Source organism: Pseudoalteromonas sp. Bsw20308 (genome assembly GCF_000310105.2).
GTDB lineage: Bacteria > Pseudomonadota > Gammaproteobacteria > Enterobacterales > Alteromonadaceae > Pseudoalteromonas > Pseudoalteromonas fuliginea.
In genome coordinates this window covers 592,641-614,315 of the sequence record NZ_CP013139.1, presented here as the reverse complement: position 1 = coordinate 614,315, position 21,675 = coordinate 592,641, and the positions used below count along the sequence as shown (strand labels likewise).

The 21,675-nt window shown below is 38.2% G+C and carries 19 protein-coding genes; 9 read left to right on the top strand and 10 right to left on the bottom strand.

All coding sequences use genetic code 11. The annotated features are described in order from the left end of the window. Positions 1-67: 67 nt before the first annotated feature. Positions 68-1,345 carry a metal-dependent hydrolase family protein gene (locus D172_RS19910; RefSeq protein ID WP_007377611.1) on the top strand — a complete coding sequence of 426 codons (1,278 nt, stop codon included), beginning with the start codon at positions 68-70 and terminating at the stop codon, positions 1,343-1,345. 252 nt (positions 1,346-1,597) lie between these two features. Further along, positions 1,598-4,015 carry a TonB-dependent receptor gene (locus D172_RS19905; protein ID WP_033023744.1) on the top strand — a complete coding sequence of 806 codons (2,418 nt, stop codon included), beginning with the start codon at positions 1,598-1,600 and terminating at the stop codon, positions 4,013-4,015. A 100-nt stretch (positions 4,016-4,115) separates the two neighbouring features. On the opposite strand, the gene adhP is transcribed toward D172_RS19905, so the two are convergent. Continuing rightward, on the bottom strand, positions 4,116-5,126 hold the full coding sequence (gene adhP / locus D172_RS19900; RefSeq protein WP_007377613.1) for an alcohol dehydrogenase AdhP: 1,011 nt from the start codon (positions 5,124-5,126) through the stop codon (positions 4,116-4,118). 205 nt (positions 5,127-5,331) lie between these two features. On the opposite strand from adhP, the gene D172_RS19895 reads away from it, so the two are divergent. Beyond that, a complete protein-coding gene (locus D172_RS19895; protein WP_010552940.1) occupies positions 5,332-5,877 on the top strand; it encodes a GbsR/MarR family transcriptional regulator in 546 nt (181 codons plus the stop codon). A 40-nt stretch (positions 5,878-5,917) separates the two neighbouring features. Here the strand turns inward: D172_RS19895 and D172_RS19890 are convergent, their stop codons facing one another. Both D172_RS19890 and D172_RS19885 read right to left on the bottom strand, forming a co-directional pair. After that, complete coding sequence (locus tag D172_RS19890; RefSeq protein WP_007377615.1) at positions 5,918-6,934, bottom strand: lytic murein transglycosylase; 1,017 nt, start codon at positions 6,932-6,934, stop codon at positions 5,918-5,920. Beyond that, entirely contained in the window at positions 6,927-7,214 is a 288-nt protein-coding gene (locus tag D172_RS19885; protein ID WP_007377616.1) for a YcgL domain-containing protein, read from the bottom strand. The genes D172_RS19890 and D172_RS19885 overlap by 8 nt, the downstream gene beginning before the upstream one ends. A 155-nt stretch (positions 7,215-7,369) precedes the next feature. Between D172_RS19885 and minC the strand changes: the two genes are divergently transcribed. The 3 genes from minC to minE are packed head-to-tail and all read left to right on the top strand — an operon-like array spanning position 7,370 to position 9,154. Next, the gene (gene minC / locus D172_RS19880; RefSeq protein ID WP_007377617.1) at positions 7,370-8,074 is read left to right on the top strand and encodes a septum site-determining protein MinC; all 705 of its coding nucleotides are present in this window, start codon (positions 7,370-7,372) and stop codon (positions 8,072-8,074) included. A gap of 5 nt (positions 8,075-8,079) precedes the next feature. Continuing rightward, a complete protein-coding gene (minD, locus tag D172_RS19875) occupies positions 8,080-8,889 on the top strand; it encodes a septum site-determining protein MinD (RefSeq protein WP_007377618.1) in 810 nt (269 codons plus the stop codon). Position 8,890: 1 nt separating this feature from the next. After that, positions 8,891-9,154: a cell division topological specificity factor MinE gene (gene minE, locus D172_RS19870; protein ID WP_007377619.1), complete on the top strand. Its 264-nt coding sequence runs from the start codon at positions 8,891-8,893 to the stop codon at positions 9,152-9,154. A 155-nt stretch (positions 9,155-9,309) separates the two neighbouring features. On the opposite strand, the gene rnd is transcribed toward minE, so the two are convergent. The 3 genes from rnd to D172_RS19855 all read right to left on the bottom strand — a co-directional run bounded on the left by rnd (position 9,310) and on the right by D172_RS19855 (position 13,111). Further along, a complete protein-coding gene (gene rnd, locus D172_RS19865) occupies positions 9,310-10,440 on the bottom strand; it encodes a ribonuclease D (RefSeq protein ID WP_007377620.1) in 1,131 nt (376 codons plus the stop codon). A gap of 51 nt (positions 10,441-10,491) precedes the next feature. Then, complete coding sequence (fadD, locus tag D172_RS19860) at positions 10,492-12,144, bottom strand: long-chain-fatty-acid--CoA ligase FadD (protein ID WP_007376282.1); 1,653 nt, start codon at positions 12,142-12,144, stop codon at positions 10,492-10,494. Positions 12,145-12,259: 115 nt separating this feature from the next. After that, positions 12,260-13,111, bottom strand: a complete 852-nt coding sequence (locus tag D172_RS19855) for an alpha/beta hydrolase (protein WP_007376283.1) — start codon at positions 13,109-13,111, stop codon at positions 12,260-12,262. Between the two features lie 539 nt (positions 13,112-13,650). Between D172_RS19855 and D172_RS19850 the strand changes: the two genes are divergently transcribed. The 3 genes from D172_RS19850 to D172_RS19845 all read left to right on the top strand — a co-directional run bounded on the left by D172_RS19850 (position 13,651) and on the right by D172_RS19845 (position 16,564). Next, on the top strand, positions 13,651-14,493 hold the full coding sequence (locus D172_RS19850) for an IS4 family transposase (protein ID WP_007376284.1): 843 nt from the start codon (positions 13,651-13,653) through the stop codon (positions 14,491-14,493). Further along, a complete protein-coding gene (locus tag D172_RS21830; protein ID WP_250636904.1) occupies positions 14,460-14,921 on the top strand; it encodes a transposase in 462 nt (153 codons plus the stop codon). The genes D172_RS19850 and D172_RS21830 overlap by 34 nt, the downstream gene beginning before the upstream one ends. A gap of 353 nt (positions 14,922-15,274) precedes the next feature. Beyond that, positions 15,275-16,564 carry an alkaline phosphatase gene (locus D172_RS19845; RefSeq protein WP_007376285.1) on the top strand — a complete coding sequence of 430 codons (1,290 nt, stop codon included), beginning with the start codon at positions 15,275-15,277 and terminating at the stop codon, positions 16,562-16,564. 98 nt (positions 16,565-16,662) lie between these two features. Here D172_RS19845 and D172_RS19840 read toward each other — a convergent pair whose 3' ends face one another. The 4 genes from D172_RS19840 to D172_RS19825 form a co-directional block, all read right to left on the bottom strand. Then, complete coding sequence (locus D172_RS19840) at positions 16,663-16,992, bottom strand: hypothetical protein (protein WP_007376286.1); 330 nt, start codon at positions 16,990-16,992, stop codon at positions 16,663-16,665. Between the two features lie 68 nt (positions 16,993-17,060). Further along, positions 17,061-17,762, bottom strand: coding sequence for a tRNA (adenosine(37)-N6)-threonylcarbamoyltransferase complex dimerization subunit type 1 TsaB (gene tsaB / locus D172_RS19835; protein WP_007376287.1), 702 nt, complete (start codon positions 17,760-17,762; stop codon positions 17,061-17,063). Positions 17,763-17,771: 9 nt separating this feature from the next. Beyond that, complete coding sequence (locus tag D172_RS19830; RefSeq protein WP_007376288.1) at positions 17,772-19,688, bottom strand: ATP-dependent DNA helicase; 1,917 nt, start codon at positions 19,686-19,688, stop codon at positions 17,772-17,774. A gap of 106 nt (positions 19,689-19,794) precedes the next feature. Then, positions 19,795-21,657: a M28 family metallopeptidase gene (locus D172_RS19825; protein WP_007376289.1), complete on the bottom strand. Its 1,863-nt coding sequence runs from the start codon at positions 21,655-21,657 to the stop codon at positions 19,795-19,797. Between the last annotated feature and the right edge of the window lie 18 nt (positions 21,658-21,675).

Genomic DNA, 21,675 nt, shown 5'->3' with positions numbered 1-21,675 from the left:
AATTTGCACTTTTATCTGAACTTGTTACATTTCTATTAATTCAAATATGATTTAAAAGAAAAATAAAATGAAAAAACAACTACTCAGCACCTCTATTGCCTTACTTTGCTTAACCACTTTTAATACCCATGCCGTTACTTACTTATCAGCAAAAGCCATGGTCGATGTTGAAGATGGCAAGCTCATTAAATCGCCCTTAATTACTATTGATGATGGCGTGATCACTAATATTGAACAAAATAAAAAACCAACGCTGACTAAAGATGATAAACATATCCAGCTACCTGATTTAACCCTTATGCCAGGTTTAATGGATATGCATGTGCATCTAACAAGCGATCCTACGGTGCCGCGCAGTGAACGTTTAGGCCAGTCAGTTCCTAGAATGGCGATTAAAGCGGCTCATTTTGCTAAAAAAACCTTAGAAGCCGGATTTACAACAGTACGTAATGTTGGCGCAGAAGGTTACAGCGTCATAGCCGTGCGTGACGGCATAAATACGGGTGACATAGTTGGCCCTCGTATTTGGGCTGCAGGCCCATCACTCGGCATTACTGGCGGGCACTGTGATAACAACCGATTACCTCCTGAGCTTAAATATACTTCAAGTGGCGTCGCAGACGGTCCATGGGCTGCGCGTATAAAAGTACGCGAAAATATTAAATACGGGGCAAATGCTATTAAGTTTTGCGCCACAGGTGGAGTATTTTCAAAAGGGACTAAAGTAGGTGCACAGCAGTATTCTTTTGAAGAAATGAAAGCCATTGTTGATGAAGCCCATATGCGAGATTTACCAGTAGCTGCTCATGCACACGGTACAAGCGGGATTAAAACAGCCATTAAAGCAGGTGTTGATAGCGTAGAGCACGCCAGCTTTTTAGATGACGAGGCCATAGCGCTTGCCAAAAAGCATGGTACTTGGCTTTCTATGGATATTTATAATACCGAATACACGCTAACTTATGGCGAGCAAAACGGCGTAGACGAAGAAAACCTCGATAAAGAACGCCAAGTATCTAAAAAACAACGCGATAGCTTTAGCCGTGCGGTTAAAGCGGGTGTGAAAATGGTATTCGGTACTGATGCAGCAATTTATCCCCATGGTGATAACGCAAAGCAATTTTCACGTATGGTTGAATTTGGCATGACGGAGCTGCAGGCAATCCAAGCATCAACGATTAGTAGCGCGAAACTATTAAAAATGGATGATCAGTTAGGACAAATTAAAACAGGCTTTGCCGCAGATTTAATTGCTGTAAAAGGCAACCCATTAAAAAACATCGCCTTATTAGAGCAAATTCCTTTTGTAATGAAAGCAGGCATTATTTATAAAGAAAATAAATAATGAAATAAAGGCGGTGTACTCTCAGTGCACGCCTTTATTATTTTTAAAGCCAGCGTGTTTACTCCCTTATATACATCTCAACTTGAACTAAATGTTAACTAGTTTAAATTAAAGTTGCTTAAAAAGCGTTTAAAGCTCAAATATCAATCAAACAGTTCTATTTTAGAAAAATAATTGAACTTTTTATTCACTTTAAAAATAATAACCATTATCATTCGCGCAAATTTGTTAAATGCGAATAATTATCACCCCATGAAAAAATTTAAATACTCACTACTTACTCTTGCATGCTTAAATGCACAGGCAGCTATTGCAGTTACCACAGCGGAAGAAGACATTGAACGTATAAGCGTATACGAAAAACAAAACCGCGTGGTTATGAGTTCAGGACTTGCGACTAAATCTGACATGTCATTAATGGAAACGCCAGCACCGGTTGTGATTATTGACCGAGAACTCATTGAATCCCAAGGCGTTGATAATTTACAAGATTTAGTTAGAAACGTAAGTGGCTTAACACAAGCTGGAAACAACTACGGCATTGGTGATAATTTAATCGTTCGTGGTTTAGGCGCTAACTACACCTACGATGGCATGTATGGTGGTGCAGGACTTGGCAACACATTTAACCCTACGCGTTCGTTGACCAATGTGGACTCTGTCGAAATATTAAAAGGCCCTGCAACGGGTTTATACGGTATGGGCAGTGCCGGTGGCGTCATCAATTTAATAGAAAAAAAACCTGAGTTTAACGAAAATCACAAAGTGGCTGTCGAGCTTGGTCAGTGGGATAGTTATGCACTGTCTGTTGATAGCACAAATGCGATTACCGATGATTTAGCGTACCGTGTTGTTGCTAAAACAGCATCAAGCAATGGCTTTCGTGATTTAAAAGAAAACCGTGATGAAATTTTTACGTCATTAAAATATGTATTTAGTGATAAGCAAAACATCATGCTTTCAGCTGCGTACATTAAAGATGCGATTGCGGTTGACTCTATCGGTCACCCTATTCGTATATTCAACTCTGCGTCGGTAAATGGTTTAACAGCAGGAGAAGTAACTGGTGCCGATTTAGTAAATGATGCCACATCAGCAGGTTTACAACTCAATGAATCACAACGCGACCAATTAGCAAGTTCGTTATCCGCATCAGATGGCTTAACGCCTTATAGCTTTGGCACAAACGGTATTATTTCACCGATGGCTAAAGATAACAAAGGTGAAGAACTACGCTTTAAATTAACGCATAACTATTACATTACCGACGATTTGTTTTTAAATCAGCAGTTACAATATCGTAATTACACATCAAGTTTTGCACGCCAAACAGGTGCTTATAACTATGTATATTGGGATCGTAGAGGGGTAATTAATCAAGATCCAAGAGCGCCATTAGTGGTTGACGATGTACTTTACCCTTTTGCAGCTCGCCGACAAGAATATCGTCAAGTTGAAGCGGATGAAAAGTCGTGGCAATATTTTGCTGATTTACGCTATGACTTTATGTTGGGCGGCGTAGACAATGAGCTACTTTTAAACGCAAATTATGAAGATCGTGATATTCGCTTTGAGCAATATTCAATTTACGATAAAGACTATATTATTAGAGATAAAAACAAAGCGATTAGTTACCAGGGTAAGCTTCCGTACATTTTTGATATTAGAAACCCAAACTGGCCAACGGGTAACTTTGAAGATTACGATCCACTTAAAACAAGTAATTACAATAAAAAAGTACAAGCATGGGGCTTAGGTATTCAACATGTAGCGTATATAAATGATCAATTTACTACGCGTATAGGTGCAGCTTATAACCAAATTAAACAAAGCTATGAACACCTTGGCGTTGATGCACGTTATAGACAGAGCCTTGCAGCACCTAAGTCTAAAGCGAATACCTCTGACGGAGGTTTGACGTATAATTTAGGCGCAACATATCAACCCAATGAAGACCTATCTATTTTTGTCAACCACTCTAAAGGCCGCACGGCTTATAGTGTTTTAGGCACAGTGACAGGTAACGAAGCCGACCGAAAAGATTCTGAATCATTAAGTAATGATTTAGGGGTTCGTTTCAAGGCATTTGATGATCAATTACTTGCCTCAGTTGTTATATTTGAAAGCGCTCGGACAAACCTACAATACAGTAACCCACTGTATGAAGCTGGCGTATCAGCCCCGAATGTCAGCGAAAGCTTTTTTGATGGCAAAGAAGAGACCAAAGGTATTGAGCTTGATTTAAACGCGTACTTAAACGATAAGTGGAAAATCAACTTAAACAGTGTTTACCAAGATGCCCGCGACAAAAAGAATCCAAATAGCAGCAGCTACGATACGCGTCAAAAAGGCGTACCATATGTAACAGCAAGTACATGGGTGACTTACTACGCGAATATGTTTGACTTACCTCAAGCGATAAATATTAGCGGCGGTGTGTCATATGTTGCACAGCGTAGCACTAACTCAACATCATTTGGTATTCCTGATGGTTATGTACCAAGTTACACGCTTTACGATACCGCTGTTTCGTACACTACAGACAAATGGCATATACAATTAAACCTAAATAACCTGTTTAATAAAAAGTATTATTCAAAAGCAATGTTTCTAGGTGGTATGCCAGGGGAAGAGCGCAATGCGAAGCTAAGCTTTAGTTACACACTTTAATAGTTTAAACAATTAAAAAGCACGGTATTCTAATTCAGACACCGTGCTTTTTTGTATGTAAAAAGACTTATACCAATCTGCTTATATATGGGGTCTAATATTAAATCGTAACTACTATGCGACCATTAATTTCCCCTTTGAGCATATCGTCAAAAATTTCATTAATATCCTCTAAGCGTTTTTCTTCAATGATGGCTTTAACTTTACCCTGAGCGGCAAATTCTAAACATTCTTGTAAATCTTTACGCGTACCAACAATAGAGCCAACTACCGAGACTCCATTAAGCACGGTATCAAAAATAGGCAACGGCATATCCTCTGGAGGTAACCCCACTAATACACATTTACCGCCACGGCGTACACTCTTATATGCTTGTTCAAACCCCGCTTTTGATACCGCAGTACACACAACGCCGTGCGCGCCACCTACTTGCTCAAAGATAGCGTCGCTCGGAACCCCCTCTTTAAAATCGAGTGTTATATCGGCACCGAGTTCTTTAGCGAGCGCAAGCTTTTCTTTGCCGGTATCAACGGCTATAACGTTAAAGCCCATCGCTTTGGCATATTGCACAGCTAAGTGCCCAAGCCCGCCCACACCAACAATAGCAACCCATTGGCCTGGTTTCGCATCTGATACTTTTAATGCTTTATACGTTGTAACGCCTGCGCAAAATAGCGGTGCAGCTTCAGAAAACCCAAGTTCATCGGGTATTTTTATAACGTAGTCTCCGTGCGCTAAGCAATACTCTGCATAACTACCATCAATAGAATAACCAGTATTGTGCTGCGATAAACACAGTGTTTCTTTGCCATCTAGGCAAAACTCACAGTGCCCACATGCACTATAGAGCCAAGGAATACCCACTCTATCGCCAACTTCTAAGTGCTTAATGTTGCTTCCAACTTTATCAATAACACCAACTCCTTCATGCCCTGGAACTAATGGCATTTTTGGCTTTACCGGCCAATCACCATGACAGGCATGTAAATCGGTGTGGCAAACGCCACAAGCGGCTATTTTTACTAAAACGTCGTTTATTCCAACCTCAGGAATTGGCAGATCTGTTATTTGTAATTTACCTTTGTATTCATTATTAATTGCAGCTTTCATAGTCATTCCATCGTATGTGAAAAAAATTAAAAATAAGGATTTATTTACGTATTGTTGTGTACAACATACCCCAATATAGATGTATAAATATTAATCTAAATCATACTTTAGTCGTTAAAATCAATTTATAAAATGGCTAAGAACTTGCTATCCAAAATGAGCGTGCTAGCATTTACTTTCTGAAATTACTGAAAGTTACTAAGCTATGAGTTTATCCGAAAAGAATTTTGCCTTTGTAATGCATTGTGGTGAGATGGGCAGCCGCTGGGGATTCAATCGTACGATTGGGCAAATGTGTGGTTTGCTGATTATTACTAAAAATCCAATGACAGCCAATGAGATTGCAGATGCGCTTAGTATTTCTCGCGGTAATGTAAGCATGGGTATTAAAGAGTTGCAATCGTGGCAATTAATTAAAGTGCAGCATATTCCTGGCGATCGAAAAGAGTACTACGCCCCTGCTGGCGATATTTGGGATATGGCAAATCGCGTATTTGAAGAACGTAAAAAGCGCGAAATTGAGCCCACCTTAACATTACTACGCGATAACTTATTAGATGAAGCCAGTAACGACGATGAGCTTTATGCACAAAAACAAATGGGGGAAATTCACAACCTACTTGAAACTGTCACTAAATGGTCATCAGAGCTGCAACGTTTAACGCCAGAGCAACTTAATAAGCTGATGAAGCTAGGTTCTGGAATTGGTAAAGTTATTGACTTAAAAGATAAGATATTCAAAAAAGAATAAAGCCGCAATTGCGGCTTTATTTATAGGTATATTTCAAAAATTAGATTTTTGGATAACCAATTCTATCCGACAAGTAACCTACGCTAGTAGCAAAGTAATACGAGCGATTCCAATGCATAAACACTTTGTAGTTATCGTACGCTAAATACATACGACCATTTATGTCATCAGGCATAACCAGCGCAGCACGTACGTCTACATTAGGTAAATCAGAACCATCAGCTTTACGGACACCCAGTGCTTGCCAATCAGCTAATGAGCGCTCTGAGTCGTTCCAATATTCTAACCACTGCTTGCGTGTTTTTGTTCCACGAACTAAAACATATTTACTATCAAAATCTTCAGGTAACTGAACTTGGCGACCCCAAGTAAGTGAGTCATTCCAACCCTCTTGCTTTAAATAATTAGCAATTGAAGCAAATGCATCTTCCTTTGTAGTCCAAATATCTTTGCGGCCATCGTTGTTGTAATCAACCGCGTAGGCATTAAATGAAGTAGGCATAAATTGTGTTTGCCCCATTGCGCCTGCCCATGAGCCTTTAAATTTATCAAGCGTTATGTGACCTGATTTTAAAATATCCAGTGCAGCCCAAAGCTGGCGTTTATAAAGTGCTTCTCGGCGTCCATCAAAAGCAAGCGTCACTAATGATGAGATAACGTTATGACCACCTTGTATAGTGCCAAAGTTACTTTCAAGTCCCCAAAGCGCGACTATAAAGCGTGATTGTACGCCAAACTCTTTCGCTACTTTTTCAAGTACCTCTTTGTTTTCTGCGTAAAGCTTACGTGCGCGGTCAATTTTCCATTGTGGTACACGTTTTGGTAAATACGTTTCAAGGGTTTCTTTTACTTCTGGCTGGTTTTTGTCAGCCGAAACCACTTTTTCTTTATACGTTGCTGTTGCAAACGCATCGTCAATAAGTTTGGCCTCATAACCTTTTGCAATAGCTTCTTGCTTTAAATTAGCTAAATAATCTTGAAAATCAGCCTGAGTTTTTGCAATCACAGGTGAGCTTAAACATACACCACATAATATAACGATAAGTTTTTTAATCACTATCAACTCCATTGTCTTTTTGTAATTGGCTTAGCAAATTTTGCTCAGGTGGTGGAATTTGTAAGTAGTAGCCTTTATCAGGGTTTGATAACGCTGCTTTTACAGTTTCTAAATCTGCCCCACCTAAATGCTCACGTTTTGCTAAATTGATGATCATCACATAAACAGGTTGACCAAACATAGTCATCAAAGGTTCCGGAACTTTACTAAAATCATCTCTTTTTTCAACAAATAAGAACGTATCCGCTTTTTTCTTACTTTTATATACTGCAGTGAGCATTATGGCCCTATAAATTCTTGCTTAACAATGCCGCACACTATAACATGAGAGTAATAATAAGTTAGAAAAATTAGATTAGAAATTTCATTAAAGGCCTTATTCAGCCTATGTTTATCTAAGATTAATTTCTGATCAGACAATTCAATTGAGCGTGTATGTCGGACCAAATTTTTGAGTTAAAAGGGAATCTTTTTACGTTATCAGTTTTGCATCTCTATACTACTGATATAAACCTTTTAGCAGAACAACTGTATATAAAAATAGCCCAAGCACCTAAGTTTTTTGAGGGTGCACCTATTGTTGTTAACTTAATTGAGATAAAAAATAGTTCACTCGATTTTGTTCACTTAAAATCATTAATCGAGCGGATGAGTTTTAATGCTGTTGGTGTGTGTAATGGTTCTGATGAACAACACATAGATGCGAAAGCTGCTGGGCTCTCTGTTTTAAATTATTCACAAGACGTTAAGAGTGAACCTGTTAAACAGGAAACTAATACGTCTATCATTGAAAAAAATGTAATTTTACCAGCACAAATTATCAATGGTGCTGTACGTTCGGGACAGCAAGTTTATGCAAAAGACAGAGACCTAATTGTGTTAGGTGCTGTAAGTCATGGCGCCGAAGTTATTGCCGATGGTAATGTGCATATATACGGAACTCTTCGCGGGCGGGCTATCGCCGGTGCAAAAGGATTAAAAAATGCACATATATTCTGCCAAAAATTAGAGGCAGAGCTTGTTTCCATTAATGGTAATTATTGGATCAGTGATTCACTCCAAGGTGAGCATTGGGGAAACGCCGTGCAAATACAACAAAAAAATGAATCATTAGAAATTTCAGCTTTGGTTAAAGGATAAATCTCATGGCAAAAGTAATTGTCGTTACCTCAGGTAAAGGCGGTGTTGGAAAAACAACATCAAGTGCTGCAATCGGCACAGGCTTAGCACTAAAAGGCTATAAAACTGTTATTATAGATTTTGATATTGGTTTACGTAACCTAGACTTAATTATGGGTTGTGAACGCCGTGTGGTTTATGACTTTGTAAACGTAATCAACGGTGAAGCAAAACTTAATCAGGCGCTTATTAAAGACAAGCGTGTTGATAAATTGTTTTTACTCCCTGCATCGCAAACGCGTGATAAAGACGCATTAACACGTGAAGGTGTTGAACGAGTACTAAACGAATTAAAAGAAGACTTTGATTACATTGTTTGTGACTCGCCAGCTGGTATTGAAGCCGGTGCGATGATGGCAATGTATTTTGCTGACGAAGCAATTGTGACAACTAATCCAGAAGTGTCGTCAGTTCGAGATTCGGATCGTATTTTAGGTATTTTACACAGCAAATCGAAACGTGCTGAAGAAGGCCTAGAAAACATTAAAGAACACTTACTATTAACACGCTACAATCCTGATCGAGTTGCTAAAGGTGAAATGTTATCAGTCGAAGACGTACAAGACATTTTAGCTATTGATTTATTAGGTGTTATTCCAGAATCTCAAGCGGTACTAAGTGCATCTAACTCAGGTCAGCCAGTTATATTAGACAGTGAATCTGACGCTGGGCAAGCTTATGCAGATGCTATTAACCGCTTACTCGGTGAAACCGTCGATTTTCGCTTCTTAGATGTAGAGAAAAAAGGCTTATTTAAACGGATTTTTGGAGGTTAACGTGTCTTTACTTGACTACTTCCGCTCAGAAAAGAAAAACAGTGCGTCATTAGCAAAAGAGCGATTGCAGATCATTGTCGCGCACGAGCGTTCTCAACGAGGAACGCCGGATTACTTACCACAATTAAAACAAGATATTTTAGATGTGATCCGTAAATACGTGAACGTAAGTAGCGATGCGGTACAAGTTCAATTCGATCAAAACGAAGATGATCTAGCTGTTCTTGAGCTAAACGTTACGTTACCTGATGAAGAAAAGAAGTAAATATAAAATGGGCGCTTAAAGCGCCCATTTTATTTATATCTGCTTTGTAATAGCGGCTCTAAATACCTATGCTTTGATCCTCTGCGCTGAACTAAAAGTTTTTCACCATGCAAATCAACAGATAAATGTCACACAATTAAAGGGTATATTTAATCTTAAGTATCCCACTCTTTTAGCGCATCTTGAACATATGAATAACGCCAAGAGCTAAGTAAGTCAGGCTTTATATGACTCCTTTTTTGCTCATTAGTAAGCTTCCAATTCCAACTGATCAATTGATTAATTTGCTTTTTAGAAGCCATAACGTCTTCTGGTATATTGTGCTCTTTAGCTACTTTGGTGATTTTTTGCTTTATATCTTTAGCAACTTTTTTGTAAGTAGGAAAATCAATTAAGCGCTTAAGTACTTCGGGGTGCTCGCTCTCAGGTATTGCTTTAGCTGCTTCAATACATTTTAGTACCTCAACACCAGAACGATTAACTTCTATAGCTTCAACACCAGGAATTTGACGAAGAGCATTTAGACTAGAAGGGCCACGTTTTGCAATTTCAGTCATGTTATGTTCTTTTAAAACAAAATTAAGCGCTAAATTTTTTCTAATTGCTTTATTTCGTCGCCATACAGCAAGCTCTTTTAATACAGCCAGCTCATGTGGTTTAAGTTGCCATGCATTTTTAATATCTTTATATAAAAGCTCATCGGGTGTTTGAAACGCACGTTTATTAGCAATTAATTCGCTTTCATTAATAACAATATCAAATAAATCAGCTGCTTTAATACGTTCAATAATTAATTTAAAACACGGCAGCAAATGAAATGTGTCAGCTGCTGCATAATCAAGTTGTTTAGTCGTTAACGGACGTTGCAACCAATTAGTACGCGATTCACTTTTATCTATTTCAATACCCAGCAGCTCTTTTACCATAAGCGCAAAACCCATACAGTTGCCTTCACCTAGCAATTGCAGTGCAAATTGTGTATCAAATAACGGCGCAGGGACAAAGCCTGCGTATTTTTGAAATACTTCAATATCCTCTGAAGGTGAATGTAATACTTTTAGTACGGTGGGGTCTTTTAATATTTGCCAAAAATCAAACAAAGAAAGTTCAGCCAGTGGATCAATCAAAGCTAAATGCTCGCCATCAAATACTTGGATAAGTGCAACTTCTGGATACAAAGTGCGACGACGCATAAACTCGGTATCAATAGCTAAAATAGGCTTGTTTTTTATTTGTTCAACAAAAGTGTTCAGTTGATTTTGTGTTTCGATTAATTGATATTGCACTTAGTCTCCTACAATAAAAAAGCCGGCTATTGCCGGCTTTTTTATAGGTTGCTAATCTTTCAAGGCTCTTCTGAGTATTTTACCTACATTAGTTTTAGGTAATTCATCCCTAAACTCAACGAGCTTGGGAACCTTATAATTAGTTAAATTATCACGACAGTGATTTATTATATCTTTTTCAGTCAAAGAAGGGTCTTTTTTTACAACAAAAACTTTAACTTGTTCACCGCTTGCATCATGTGGAATACCAATAGCTGCTACTTCAAGCACACCTTCGTGCATAGCGATAACTTCTTCAATTTCATTTGGGAAAACATTGAAACCAGAAACAATAATCATGTCTTTTTTACGATCGACGATAAAAAAGAAACCTTCCTCATCATAGGTTGCAATATCACCTGTTGCAAACCAACCATCTTTTAAACATTCAGCGGTTGCATCTGGTCGCTTGTAGTAACCAAGCATTACCTGAGGTCCCTTAACGCATAGCTCACCAGGCTCACCTTGTGCAGCCTCTTCACCATTATCAAGAATTAACTTCATATCAGTATTTGGCGCTGGTAAGCCAATAGAACCGTTGTACGCTTTCAAATCGTAAGGACTGATAGTCACTAAAGGAGCACATTCAGTAAGGCCGTAGCCTTCCATTAATTTTGAGCCAGTTACTTTTTGCCATTTTTCAGCGACTGGACGTTGAACGGCCATACCGCCGCCTAATGACATTTTCAAATGGCTAAAATCAAGTTCAGCAAAACCTGGAGTATTTAACAAGCCATTAAATAACGTATTAACACCCGTAATGGCAGTAAATTTTGTTTGTCCTAATTCTTTAACAAACCCGGGCATATCGCGCGGATTAGTAATTAATAAGTTTAAACCACCATATTTCATAAAGGTTAAGCAGTTAGCCGTTAATGCAAAAATATGATAAAGCGGCAATGCGGTAACAACAACTTCTTTACCTCGTTCCAATACTTTATCTAAACAGCCCGATACTTGCTCAAGATTCCCCACCATATTACCGTGGCTCAGCATTGCTCCTTTAGATACACCCGTTGTACCACCAGTGTATTGCAAAAAAGCTAAATCGCTTAAGTTCATTTCCGGGCGTTTATATGCATCTGCATCTGCTTCTAACAAGTCAGAAAACTTAATCGTATTAGGTAAATTGTATGTAGGCACCATTTTTTTAACGTGCTTAACAACAAAGTTTACTATGTGTTTTTTAAGGCCACCAACCAAATCGCCTACTTGCGTAACTACGATATGTTTAACATCAGTATGTGCAAGTGATTTTTCAAGCGTATCTGCAAAGTTTGCAAGAATAAAAATTGCGGTGGTATCAGAGTCTTTTAATTGATGCTCTAACTCACGCACGGTATAAAGTGGATTAACGTTAACAACCACACAACCCGCACGTAAAATACCTAAAATTGATATCGGCGTTTGCAATAAATTGGGCATCATAACAGCGACTTTGTCGCCTTTTTTGAGACCTAAATTATTTTGAATGTAAGAAGCAACTTTTTTGGTTGCTGTATCAATTTCGTCATAAGACAGTGTTTTACCCATATTAGTAAATGCAGGTAAATCTTTGTAGTCACTAAAACTTTTTTCGAACACTTCGAGTAACGAGTTGTAATGCTCAGGATCGATTGTTTCAGGCATACCCTCTGGGTAGCGCTTAAGCCAGATTTTTTCCACTCTTAGCCCCTGTTTATAATTATATTTTTATTAACCTTAATCTAAGTAAGGCACTTTAACAATTGAGCAAATACTCTAATGCGGGAATAATCCCACATTTATCGACAATATACAATTAACGTGCACCACTTTGCACCATAAATGCTTGAATATATTCAAAACATTCGTTACTACTTTGCATATGACAATGATGTCCACCATCAACATTAATTACACTTAAGTCACTGTAATAACTAATATACTTAGCTAAATTCTGTTTTACAAACGTATAACCTTCATTACCTATAATTAATTGACATGGTGCAATTAAATCTTTTATTGCACCAATACATTGCGCTTCATCAAACCTAAAACCTGAGTGATTTTTAAGCTTTGGGTCAGTCGTTAATTCAAACCCTCCATCGATTGCTTTTATGTTTCGATTCATTAAAAGCATAATTAGTTCATTATTCAAATCGGTAGTTTGTGAGCGTGCTTCATAAATTAGCGTTTTCGATTTATAAATTCTCGATTTCTTATTTTTTAATCTTGTTCTATTTAATACCGCGTTTTTTAACTGTTCGCATACATCTTGGCTAGGGGTTGTAACGCAGCCAATGCCTTCAATAAAGGTAACCGACTTAACATAATCGTTAAAACAGCTAGCAAAAAGTCCTGCCACCATGGCTCCCATCGAGTGACCAACTAAATGTACTTTTTTTACACCAAGCGCATTTATAAACTGGTATAAATCATCAATATAATCAACAAAATAATAGTGAGCATCTTGACTTCGCCAAGATGACAAACCGTGGCCTGCAAAGTCAATACAGTACCAAGTATGCTCAGGCTCAACGCCATCAAGCATAGGAGCAAAGCTATTACTATTATCGAGCCAACCGTGCAGTGCAATTACAACATCAGCGCCCGACCCTTTCTTTTGACCATGAATATTTAAATTGTTGGTTTGAATATTAAATGGCTGCACACCAAACCTCTTGTTGTTTTTAATGCATTGTCATTTATAGCATACAAGTTGTCAGACCACTAACATCTCCCTATTTGTTCAGCCTTGATGAGACTTTCACTCAATAAATAAAAAACAAAGTAACCATTAATTTTCAATAAGTTAAATAAACCCTAAATTTAAGAAAAGATCAATTTTCTAAAAACTAAACAGCGTTTTAATCTATTGCATGTTTTTATAAATAATAACGAGTATAAATACTGTGAATGACAACTTTAGCGCGTGTTGACCTTTGTGGATTGAAATTTGTTCAATCTAGGGACGATTAAATCGCGGCGCGAGGTTTGTAACCTAGTGGGCTCGGTAACTGCTCCTGCGTTACCCTAATGGCTTACATCCATGTAAGAATAAGTAAAAACCGAGCAAAGCTTCCGCGTCCTGCTCACGCCCCTTACCTACATCCATGTCATAGGTAAGATCTTAAGAAATTGAGTTGAAGCTCAATTCATGATCAAATGGTTGTTACCACACAAACCACAGAATCAAGAAAAGAGCTTCAAATGAATGCTAACATTTTTATTAATAAGTTAAAAAGTATCCTAAGTGAAAAAAAACTGAACCGACTTGGTAAACAAGTAGCATTTACTAAAAGAGAAAGAAATATTACCGCATTTCATATGGTTGTTAGTCTTGTTGCTGCGCTTGGGGATAAAAAAACGATCTATTTATCCGAAATATTAAGAGTTTATAATCAGCTAACAGGGCAGTCTATTAAGTATAAGCCTTTTCATAACCAGTTAGTTAAACCTGAACTAGCTGAACTAATGCGAGAGGTAACAAATAGAGTTTTTAATTGTTGGATAAATGATGCGCTTAAGTACACGAAAAAAGATTTGTTCAAGTTTGAGAATATTTTAATTCAGGACGGTAGCTCTATTATGCTTCATCGTTCTTTAAAAGATGTTTTTCCTGGGCGATTTTCAAATACGTGTCCAGCAGCGATTGAATTGCATGCTACTTTAAATTTAACGCAAGGTTGCTTTGAAAAAGCAGGCATAACACCAGACAGTTACTCTGAACGTGAAGAACTTTCAACATTTAAAGAGTTGAAAGGACAGTTGTTACTTGCTGATAGAGGGTATTATTCAGGTAGTTATATTCATGAATTAGATAAAGCAGGAGGATTTTACGTATTAAGAGCGAAGGGGTTAAAAGCAGTCAGAGTACATAATGCTTTTAAGCAAAATGGACAGGAATTAACAGGAAGTCATTCCCCAAAGTTATGTGAATTGCTCCCCGAATTACCTAAAAATGATCTTATTGATATGAATGTTAGCATAAAAAACAAGCTAACAAGAGTCGTTGGGTATTGGTCAAAAAAGAAAAACAATATACATTTTTAGTCACTAATTTATCTATTGATGAATTTACAGCGACTGAAATAGGCAAATTATATAGGTTACGCTGGCAGGTTGAATTACTTTTTAAGGAGTGTAAGTCTTATAATAATTTACGCGGCTTTCAAACATCAAACGCAACCTTACAAGAGGCGCTAATTTATGTAAGTTTAATAGTAACCACGCTTAAAAGGTTTTTAACTGGCTGTATTGAAAAGATATTCAAAACTGAAATGTCTACAATGACAGTAGCAAAAACAACGGGTGTTTGGTGGATTGGCATATTAACAGCGATTATTAGGAAGCATAGGAAAGGATTGTTAAATGCAGTTAATGGAGCATTTGACTTTCTGAGGAAAAATGCAGCTAGGGCGCACCCCAAACGCGATCGAAAAACAGGAGTATTTCAGTATGGGGTAGAGCCAAATTTTTAAGGCTGTACTTAATATTTTTCTTAAGTACCTACCTATGACATCCATGTAGGCAACAAAGAGTTGATCGTCCCTAGAAAGAACCCAAAGGGCAGCGCATGTTTGGTATTTATGCGGCGTTATCGCCTATTCATGGGGAATAAACACACAACATAGGCTCTGCCTTGCCTAAAAACCAAACATACTGCTGCAAATTCACCCACCAAAGATCAACACGCCCTAATTACTATTTATAACCTATCGGCTTAAATAATCCACCTACCGAAATGGTTTCTTACAAATATTCATTTATTTATCATACTAAGTCTATACAATAAAAGCGGCTATTAAATAAGGTACACTCATAAGGTACAACCATGAAAAAACAGATCAGCTTATTGGCACTTTTATGCGCCACATCAGGTGTTTACGCAGAATCAGCACCTAAAAATGTAATTTATATGATTGGTGACGGCATGGGTCCGGCTTACACCACTGCTTATCGCTATTTTAAAGATGACCCTGCGACTAAAGAGATTGAAGGAACTGTTTTCGATACAATTTTGAAAGGTATGGCACATACTTACCCTGACGATCATACTTATGTAACCGACAGCGCAGCAGGTGCAACAGCACTGAGTAGCGGTCATAAAAGTTACAATGGCGCAATTGCAGTAGATACAGACAAAAAATCAGTTAAAACCATGCTTGAAATAGCAAAAGAGCGCGGTATGACAACAGCGCTTGTAGCAACATCACAAATAAATCATGCCACTCCAGCAAGCTTTGCTGCACATAATGAATCGCGTAATAATTATAATGACATTGCCAACGACTATATTGATAATAAAATTGTAGGTAAATTACCTGTCGATTTAATGCTCGGTGGTGGTACTCAATACTTTATTAGAGACGATCGTAATTTAGTTGATGAGTTTAAAGCTGCTGGTTATCAATACGGTGACGATATTAAAAACCTTAGCCAGATAACAAAAATACCAGCCATTGGCTTATACGCACCTAAAGGACTGCCTTTCGCACTTGATGAAAATCCAACTCGCCTAACTCAGCTCACATCTAAAGCGCTCAATTTGCTAGATGACCAAAACAAGAATGGTTTTTTTGTAATGATTGAAGGCAGCCAAATTGATTGGTGTGGTCACGCAAACGATATAGCCTGTGCTATGGCTGAGATGGATGATTTTGCTAAATCAATAGAACAAGCAAAAGCGTATGTTGATAAAAACAAAGACACTATATTAGTCATAACGGCCGATCATTCAACAGGCGGGTTAACCCTTGGCGCACATGGTCAATACAAATGGGAAACTGATGTAGTAAAAGGTGTTAAAGCAACTGCTGGTAAACTAACTCAACTTTTACTGGATTCTGATGATTTAAAACCAGTATGGACTGCTAACACCAATATTGAATTTACAACTGAAAACCAAATAAAACTTGAGCAAGCTAAAAAAACGGGTGAAAAAGCGCTTAATTTAGCTGTTAAAAGCATTATTAGCGATGCAAGCTTTACTGGCTGGACAACCGGCGGACACACCGCTGTAGACGTGCAGGTATTTGCTTATGGTAAAGGCAGTGAACAATTTATTGGATCGCAAAACAATACCGATATTGCTGATAAACTAATCGGCTTTATTGAAAAATAAAAATTGTATTTCATTTTGAATGACAAAAAGCCCGAACACATGTTCGGGCTTTTTATTAAATCTTATAGCTATATTCAAGTAAAGCGCGGTAATGCACTTTAAGCGTATATATCAACGCCTATTAAATTTTGTACTTCTGCTCTGCGTTCTAAATTAGCAAATTCAGTATAAGTAGAAATCGCTTTGCTTACTTGAGCTGTCGGTTGGTCGTAAATTGTTTGCCTGTACTCATTGCTTTTAGCACTGCTTTTAAACAGCTGATTAGCCAGTTCAACACCCTCGACACTGCTTTTTACATAATCGGTATTCGTTTTTTTAGCAGCCGGTTGGTCTAATAAGTTCTGTGGTTTATTAGTAACAACTTTGGTAGAGCTAACCCTACCCGGAATATCTCCGGTAAAAAAACCTGAACCAATAGGCAGCGTCATTACGCGTCTCCAACCTTAATAATGCATAAAATTATGATTTAAAAACAACCAATTTGCAAATAATATGATTACTCACGTCCTGGTAGCTTTTTCCAAGTCACCGTATCGCGCACATATTTAGGTTGAGCGTCGCTCGCTTTTACAACATCACCCGCTAAAAAAGCGGCTTCAACATGCGCTAGCATATAACGTGCATCGGGTAATGTAATTTCACTATTAATTGTCACATTTTCAAAGTCATTAAGCGCATCAGAATAGGTTTTAAAACCCGTGCCCACCGCTACAGATGGCTCAGTGGTTGCTATATACTCATTGTTTAGTAAATCAGGTTTTATAACGCATTCTTGGTTAACTAAAAGCATTAAATTATTTTGCGCTTGGTAATGGGCAAAATATATTTCACCCATACGCGCATCTATACTTGGGTAAACACTAAGACTGCCGTTTTGTTCAAACGCTTGTTGCGCCATAATAGCCAATGTTGAAACACCTACTAGCGGTAAGTTAGTTGAGTACGCTAAACCCTGCGCTATTGCTACACTAATACGTACACCAGTGAAACTACCTGGCCCTTGGCCAAAACCGATTACATCTAAATCTTTTAATTTGCAGTTTGCTTTAGTTAACAGCTCATCCACGAGTGGAAGTATTTTTTGGCTGTGCTGCTGCGGACACTCTTCAAAATGATGAAATGTTTGGCCCTGAAAATGTAAAACAATTGAAAGCGCCTCAGTAGAAGCATCAAGGGCTAGAATGTTACTTTTTATCATTTTATTACTCTAATTAATTTGTTGTAAAAATTTATTGGCATCTTCTAAACTTCGTGTTCGGCGCATTGGCGGTAAGCTTTTTAAAAATACTTGGCCATATTGTCGTGTAACTAAGCGATTATCACATATGACAAGTACACCTTTATCTTTGCTATCGCGTATTAAACGCCCAACACCTTGTTTAAGTGCAATAACAGCTTGTGGCAATTGTATATGCGCAAAAGGGTCTTTCCCCTGCATTTGGCAATCTTGCATTTTAGCTTGTAATAATGGGTCATCGGGTGCTGCAAATGGCAATTTATCAATAATAACACAACTTAACGTACTGCCGCGTACATCAACACCTTCCCAAAAAGAAGCCGTGCCGAGTAATACCGCATTACCATGGCGGGTAAATTTCTCTAAAATAATACGCTTAGACATTTGCCCTTGCATATAAACTGGGTAGTCTATTTGTGTAGTTAGCCCTTCGGCTACCAAATGCATCATTCGATAGCTAGTAAATAATACAAAACAACGCCCTTGTGCTGATTTTATAAGCTCAAGCGTTAATTTTACAATTGCATGGGGCATATTATCAGCGTGTGATTCGGGTAAGTAGCGAGGTAAACACAGCAGCGCCTGATTAGGGTAATCAAATGGGCTATCTACCATCATGCTTTGTTTTGGTTTTAAACCTAGGCTTGCATTAAAATGCGCTAGTTTGTTGTCAACCGAAAGTGTTGCTGAAGTGAATACAAAACCTGCGCCCGTGTCTTGCATCATTTGAGCAAACTTAGCTGATACATTTAATGGCGTTATATTAATCGTTAAATAACGGCGCGTTGTTTCATACCAATAACTAAAGCCGGTTTGAGCCGTATCAAAAACCCGCTCTAATTGGCCTTTAAAAGCGAGTGCACGCTCAAAAGGGTGTTCTATTTTATCGCTTCTGTCTAGGCAAAGCTTAAGTACTTGGTAAACAAAGTCCAAATCGCTTATGACACGATGAAGTGCTGCGCATATTTGTTTATCACTGAGCTTTTCACGCCAATCGCCACGGCCGCCATCAACGCCAAACTGTAATCGTAAATCAGCAACGCTTGTCTCAAGCTTATTTAAGCTTTTACCGAGCTGCAGCATATCGGGAATTTCGGCTCTATAAATAGCACGTAAGTCATTAATTAAGTCCACCAGCTTTTTAGTGCTAACACTTTCACCAAAGTAATCGCTGGCAATTTCGCTTAACTGATGGGCTTCATCAAATATGTAAGCATCTGCTTTTGGCATAAGCTCGGCAAAGCCGCTTTCTTTTACGGCCATATCGGCAAAAAACAAATGATGGTTAATCACGACAACATCGGCATCGGCCGCAGTTAAACGTGCTTTGCGTATATAACAACTTTGAAAGTCTGGGCATTCTTTACCTAAACAATTATCGGCTGTTGAATTTACATAAGGCAGTACTTTGGCATCATCTTCTATACCAATACAATCAGCTAAATCGCCTGATTGCGTTTCGCTGGCAAATTTAGCAACCATGGCTAGTTGATGCATAACATCAGAGTCGTCCGTAGGTACATGTGCAACATGCTGATTAAGCCTGTATGTACATAGATAGTTTGCACGACCTTTTAATAGGGCCGTTTTTTTAGAGGCGCTGAGCGCTTTCACTAATTGAGGTAAATCGCGATGGTACAGCTGCTCTTGTAGGGCTTTAGAGCCTGTCGATATTATCGTTCGGCCTTTTGATTTAAGTGCTGGGGCTAAATATGCAAACGTTTTACCCGTACCAGTACCGGCTTCAACGACCAATTGCGAACTGTTTTTTAATGCATCAGCAACGGCGACAGCCATATCTATTTGAGGTTGGCGAGGAGTGTATCCATCTAAAGACAACGCCAAAGGTCCGGTTGCGCTAAACAGTTGTTTGATAATACCAATCACTTTACAATAAATAATAGCGGGATTTTACGTAAGCTAAACATCAAGGGCAAGTAATTAAGTAATCGGTTTGAGTATATAAATAAGGGAGCAGAGCTCCCATTAGTTATTATTGCGCATTTATAGTTAAGGTTATTCCACTAGCTGCGCTGTACCCCTTTAAGTCAATATACCACTTGCCCGCTTGCGGGCTGGTAATACTACACGTTTCAGCATTACCATTTTTATACGGTCTACATTGATATACAGATTCAGTTGATTGACTGGCAAAATTCACATATAAATCGGCATCGCCTGAGCCACCAGCCATAGTTATATTTAAAGAGGAATACCCTGCTTCTAAGTCTTGTGTAAACCGCCCCCAATCTCCCGTAGCAACACTAATATCAGTTTCTGTTCGATTAATGGGTTCAATCGCTGTTGTTTCACTATAACTGGCAATAAGAGAAACATTAGCAATAGCGTTCCATGCTTCTACCATAACGTAATAAATACCGTTTTGGGCACTCGCAATATCACAACTTTCATTGCTCGATGATGTTGTACTTTTACAATCAAAATTTTCTAATGTAGGCGCTGTATTAAATTTAACATATAGGTCTGCATCACCGCTGCCACCTGAGGTAGTAAAGTTTAAGTTACTTGCATTATTAGGTACCTGTAGCGTATAGATAAGCTGCGCTTTAGCATCACCTGCAAGGCCAGAAACTGCAACACCATTTTGTAACTCATTATTAGCTGGTGGCACTATATCACCAGCATTTTTTGCCATTTCAGCTAAATAACTCACAGCAAGTTTTGCAAATTTACTAGCGTGGTCAGCATCAAAATTAGCGTCATTCTGTGTATGAATTAGCGGATTAATATCAGCCATCCTAGATTCAAATGGCATTGATGCTGCAAAGCCTTGTTGATACCATGATGCATGATCAGAACACCCATACCCACATTGGTCAAAACCATAGGTAATGTTAGGTAAGTAGGTATCAATTAACTGACCTAAAAATTGGTTTTGAGCATTTGTAGTGTAATCAGTCATCATTACAATATCTTCGCTACTGCCATTGTTTCCAGTCATATCAAATTGCACCATGCCGATCACATTTTTTCCTTGTGATTTATAAGATGAAGCAATATCTTTTGAACCTCTTAAACCAACTTCCTCTGCAGCAAAAGCCATTATATGAATTGTTTTTTGCGGTTTATAATCATTTTCAACAATCGATCTTAACACTTCAGATAATACAGCAATCCCCGATGCATTATCATCAGCCCCTGGTGAGCGACCGTTGCTTGGATTTGATTGATTAATTGAGTCTAAATGCCCACCAATAATGACAATTTCATCAGCCTCTTCATCTCCTGCAATAGTAACAATGACCGACGACTGCGCCCAGCTATGAGTAAAGTAATCAACATTTATATCATTACGTGTAGCTGCTAACTGTTGCCAGTAATCTTTTAGCCATTGTGAGGCATCTACCCCAGTTTGAGCCGTGTAATAGCGATTATAAAAGCTACTCATCGAATTAACTGTGTTCGTCAAATTATTTGGACTAATACTATTTATTAATTGCTGAGTTGTTTGCGGATTGTCAATGCTATATGTAGCAGCTAACGCACTTAGATTTTGATTTTGAACGGCAGCTAACTGCTGAGTGTATTCATTAGCCTCGATTAACGAATCGTGAGCAACAAACCCTCCACAGCGATGATAATTATCATGCATAAACTCACTTAAATGAGCAATATTTGCAGGCCTTATTTTTAACAAATTCACTGTTTGTAATGTTGTATCTTGTATACTCAATAATTCATCATTTGGTTTAAACGAGTTTTGAACCTGTTTATAATGTTTGGCTGCAACGGGATCTATCGTTACCCAAACACTTTCAGTGTCTTGTGCGTATGAGGGTTGGGTAAGTAATAAAGTACTAGCACTGAATAGCATAATTTTTATCGCGTGTTTCATTAATTGATACCTTTTAAG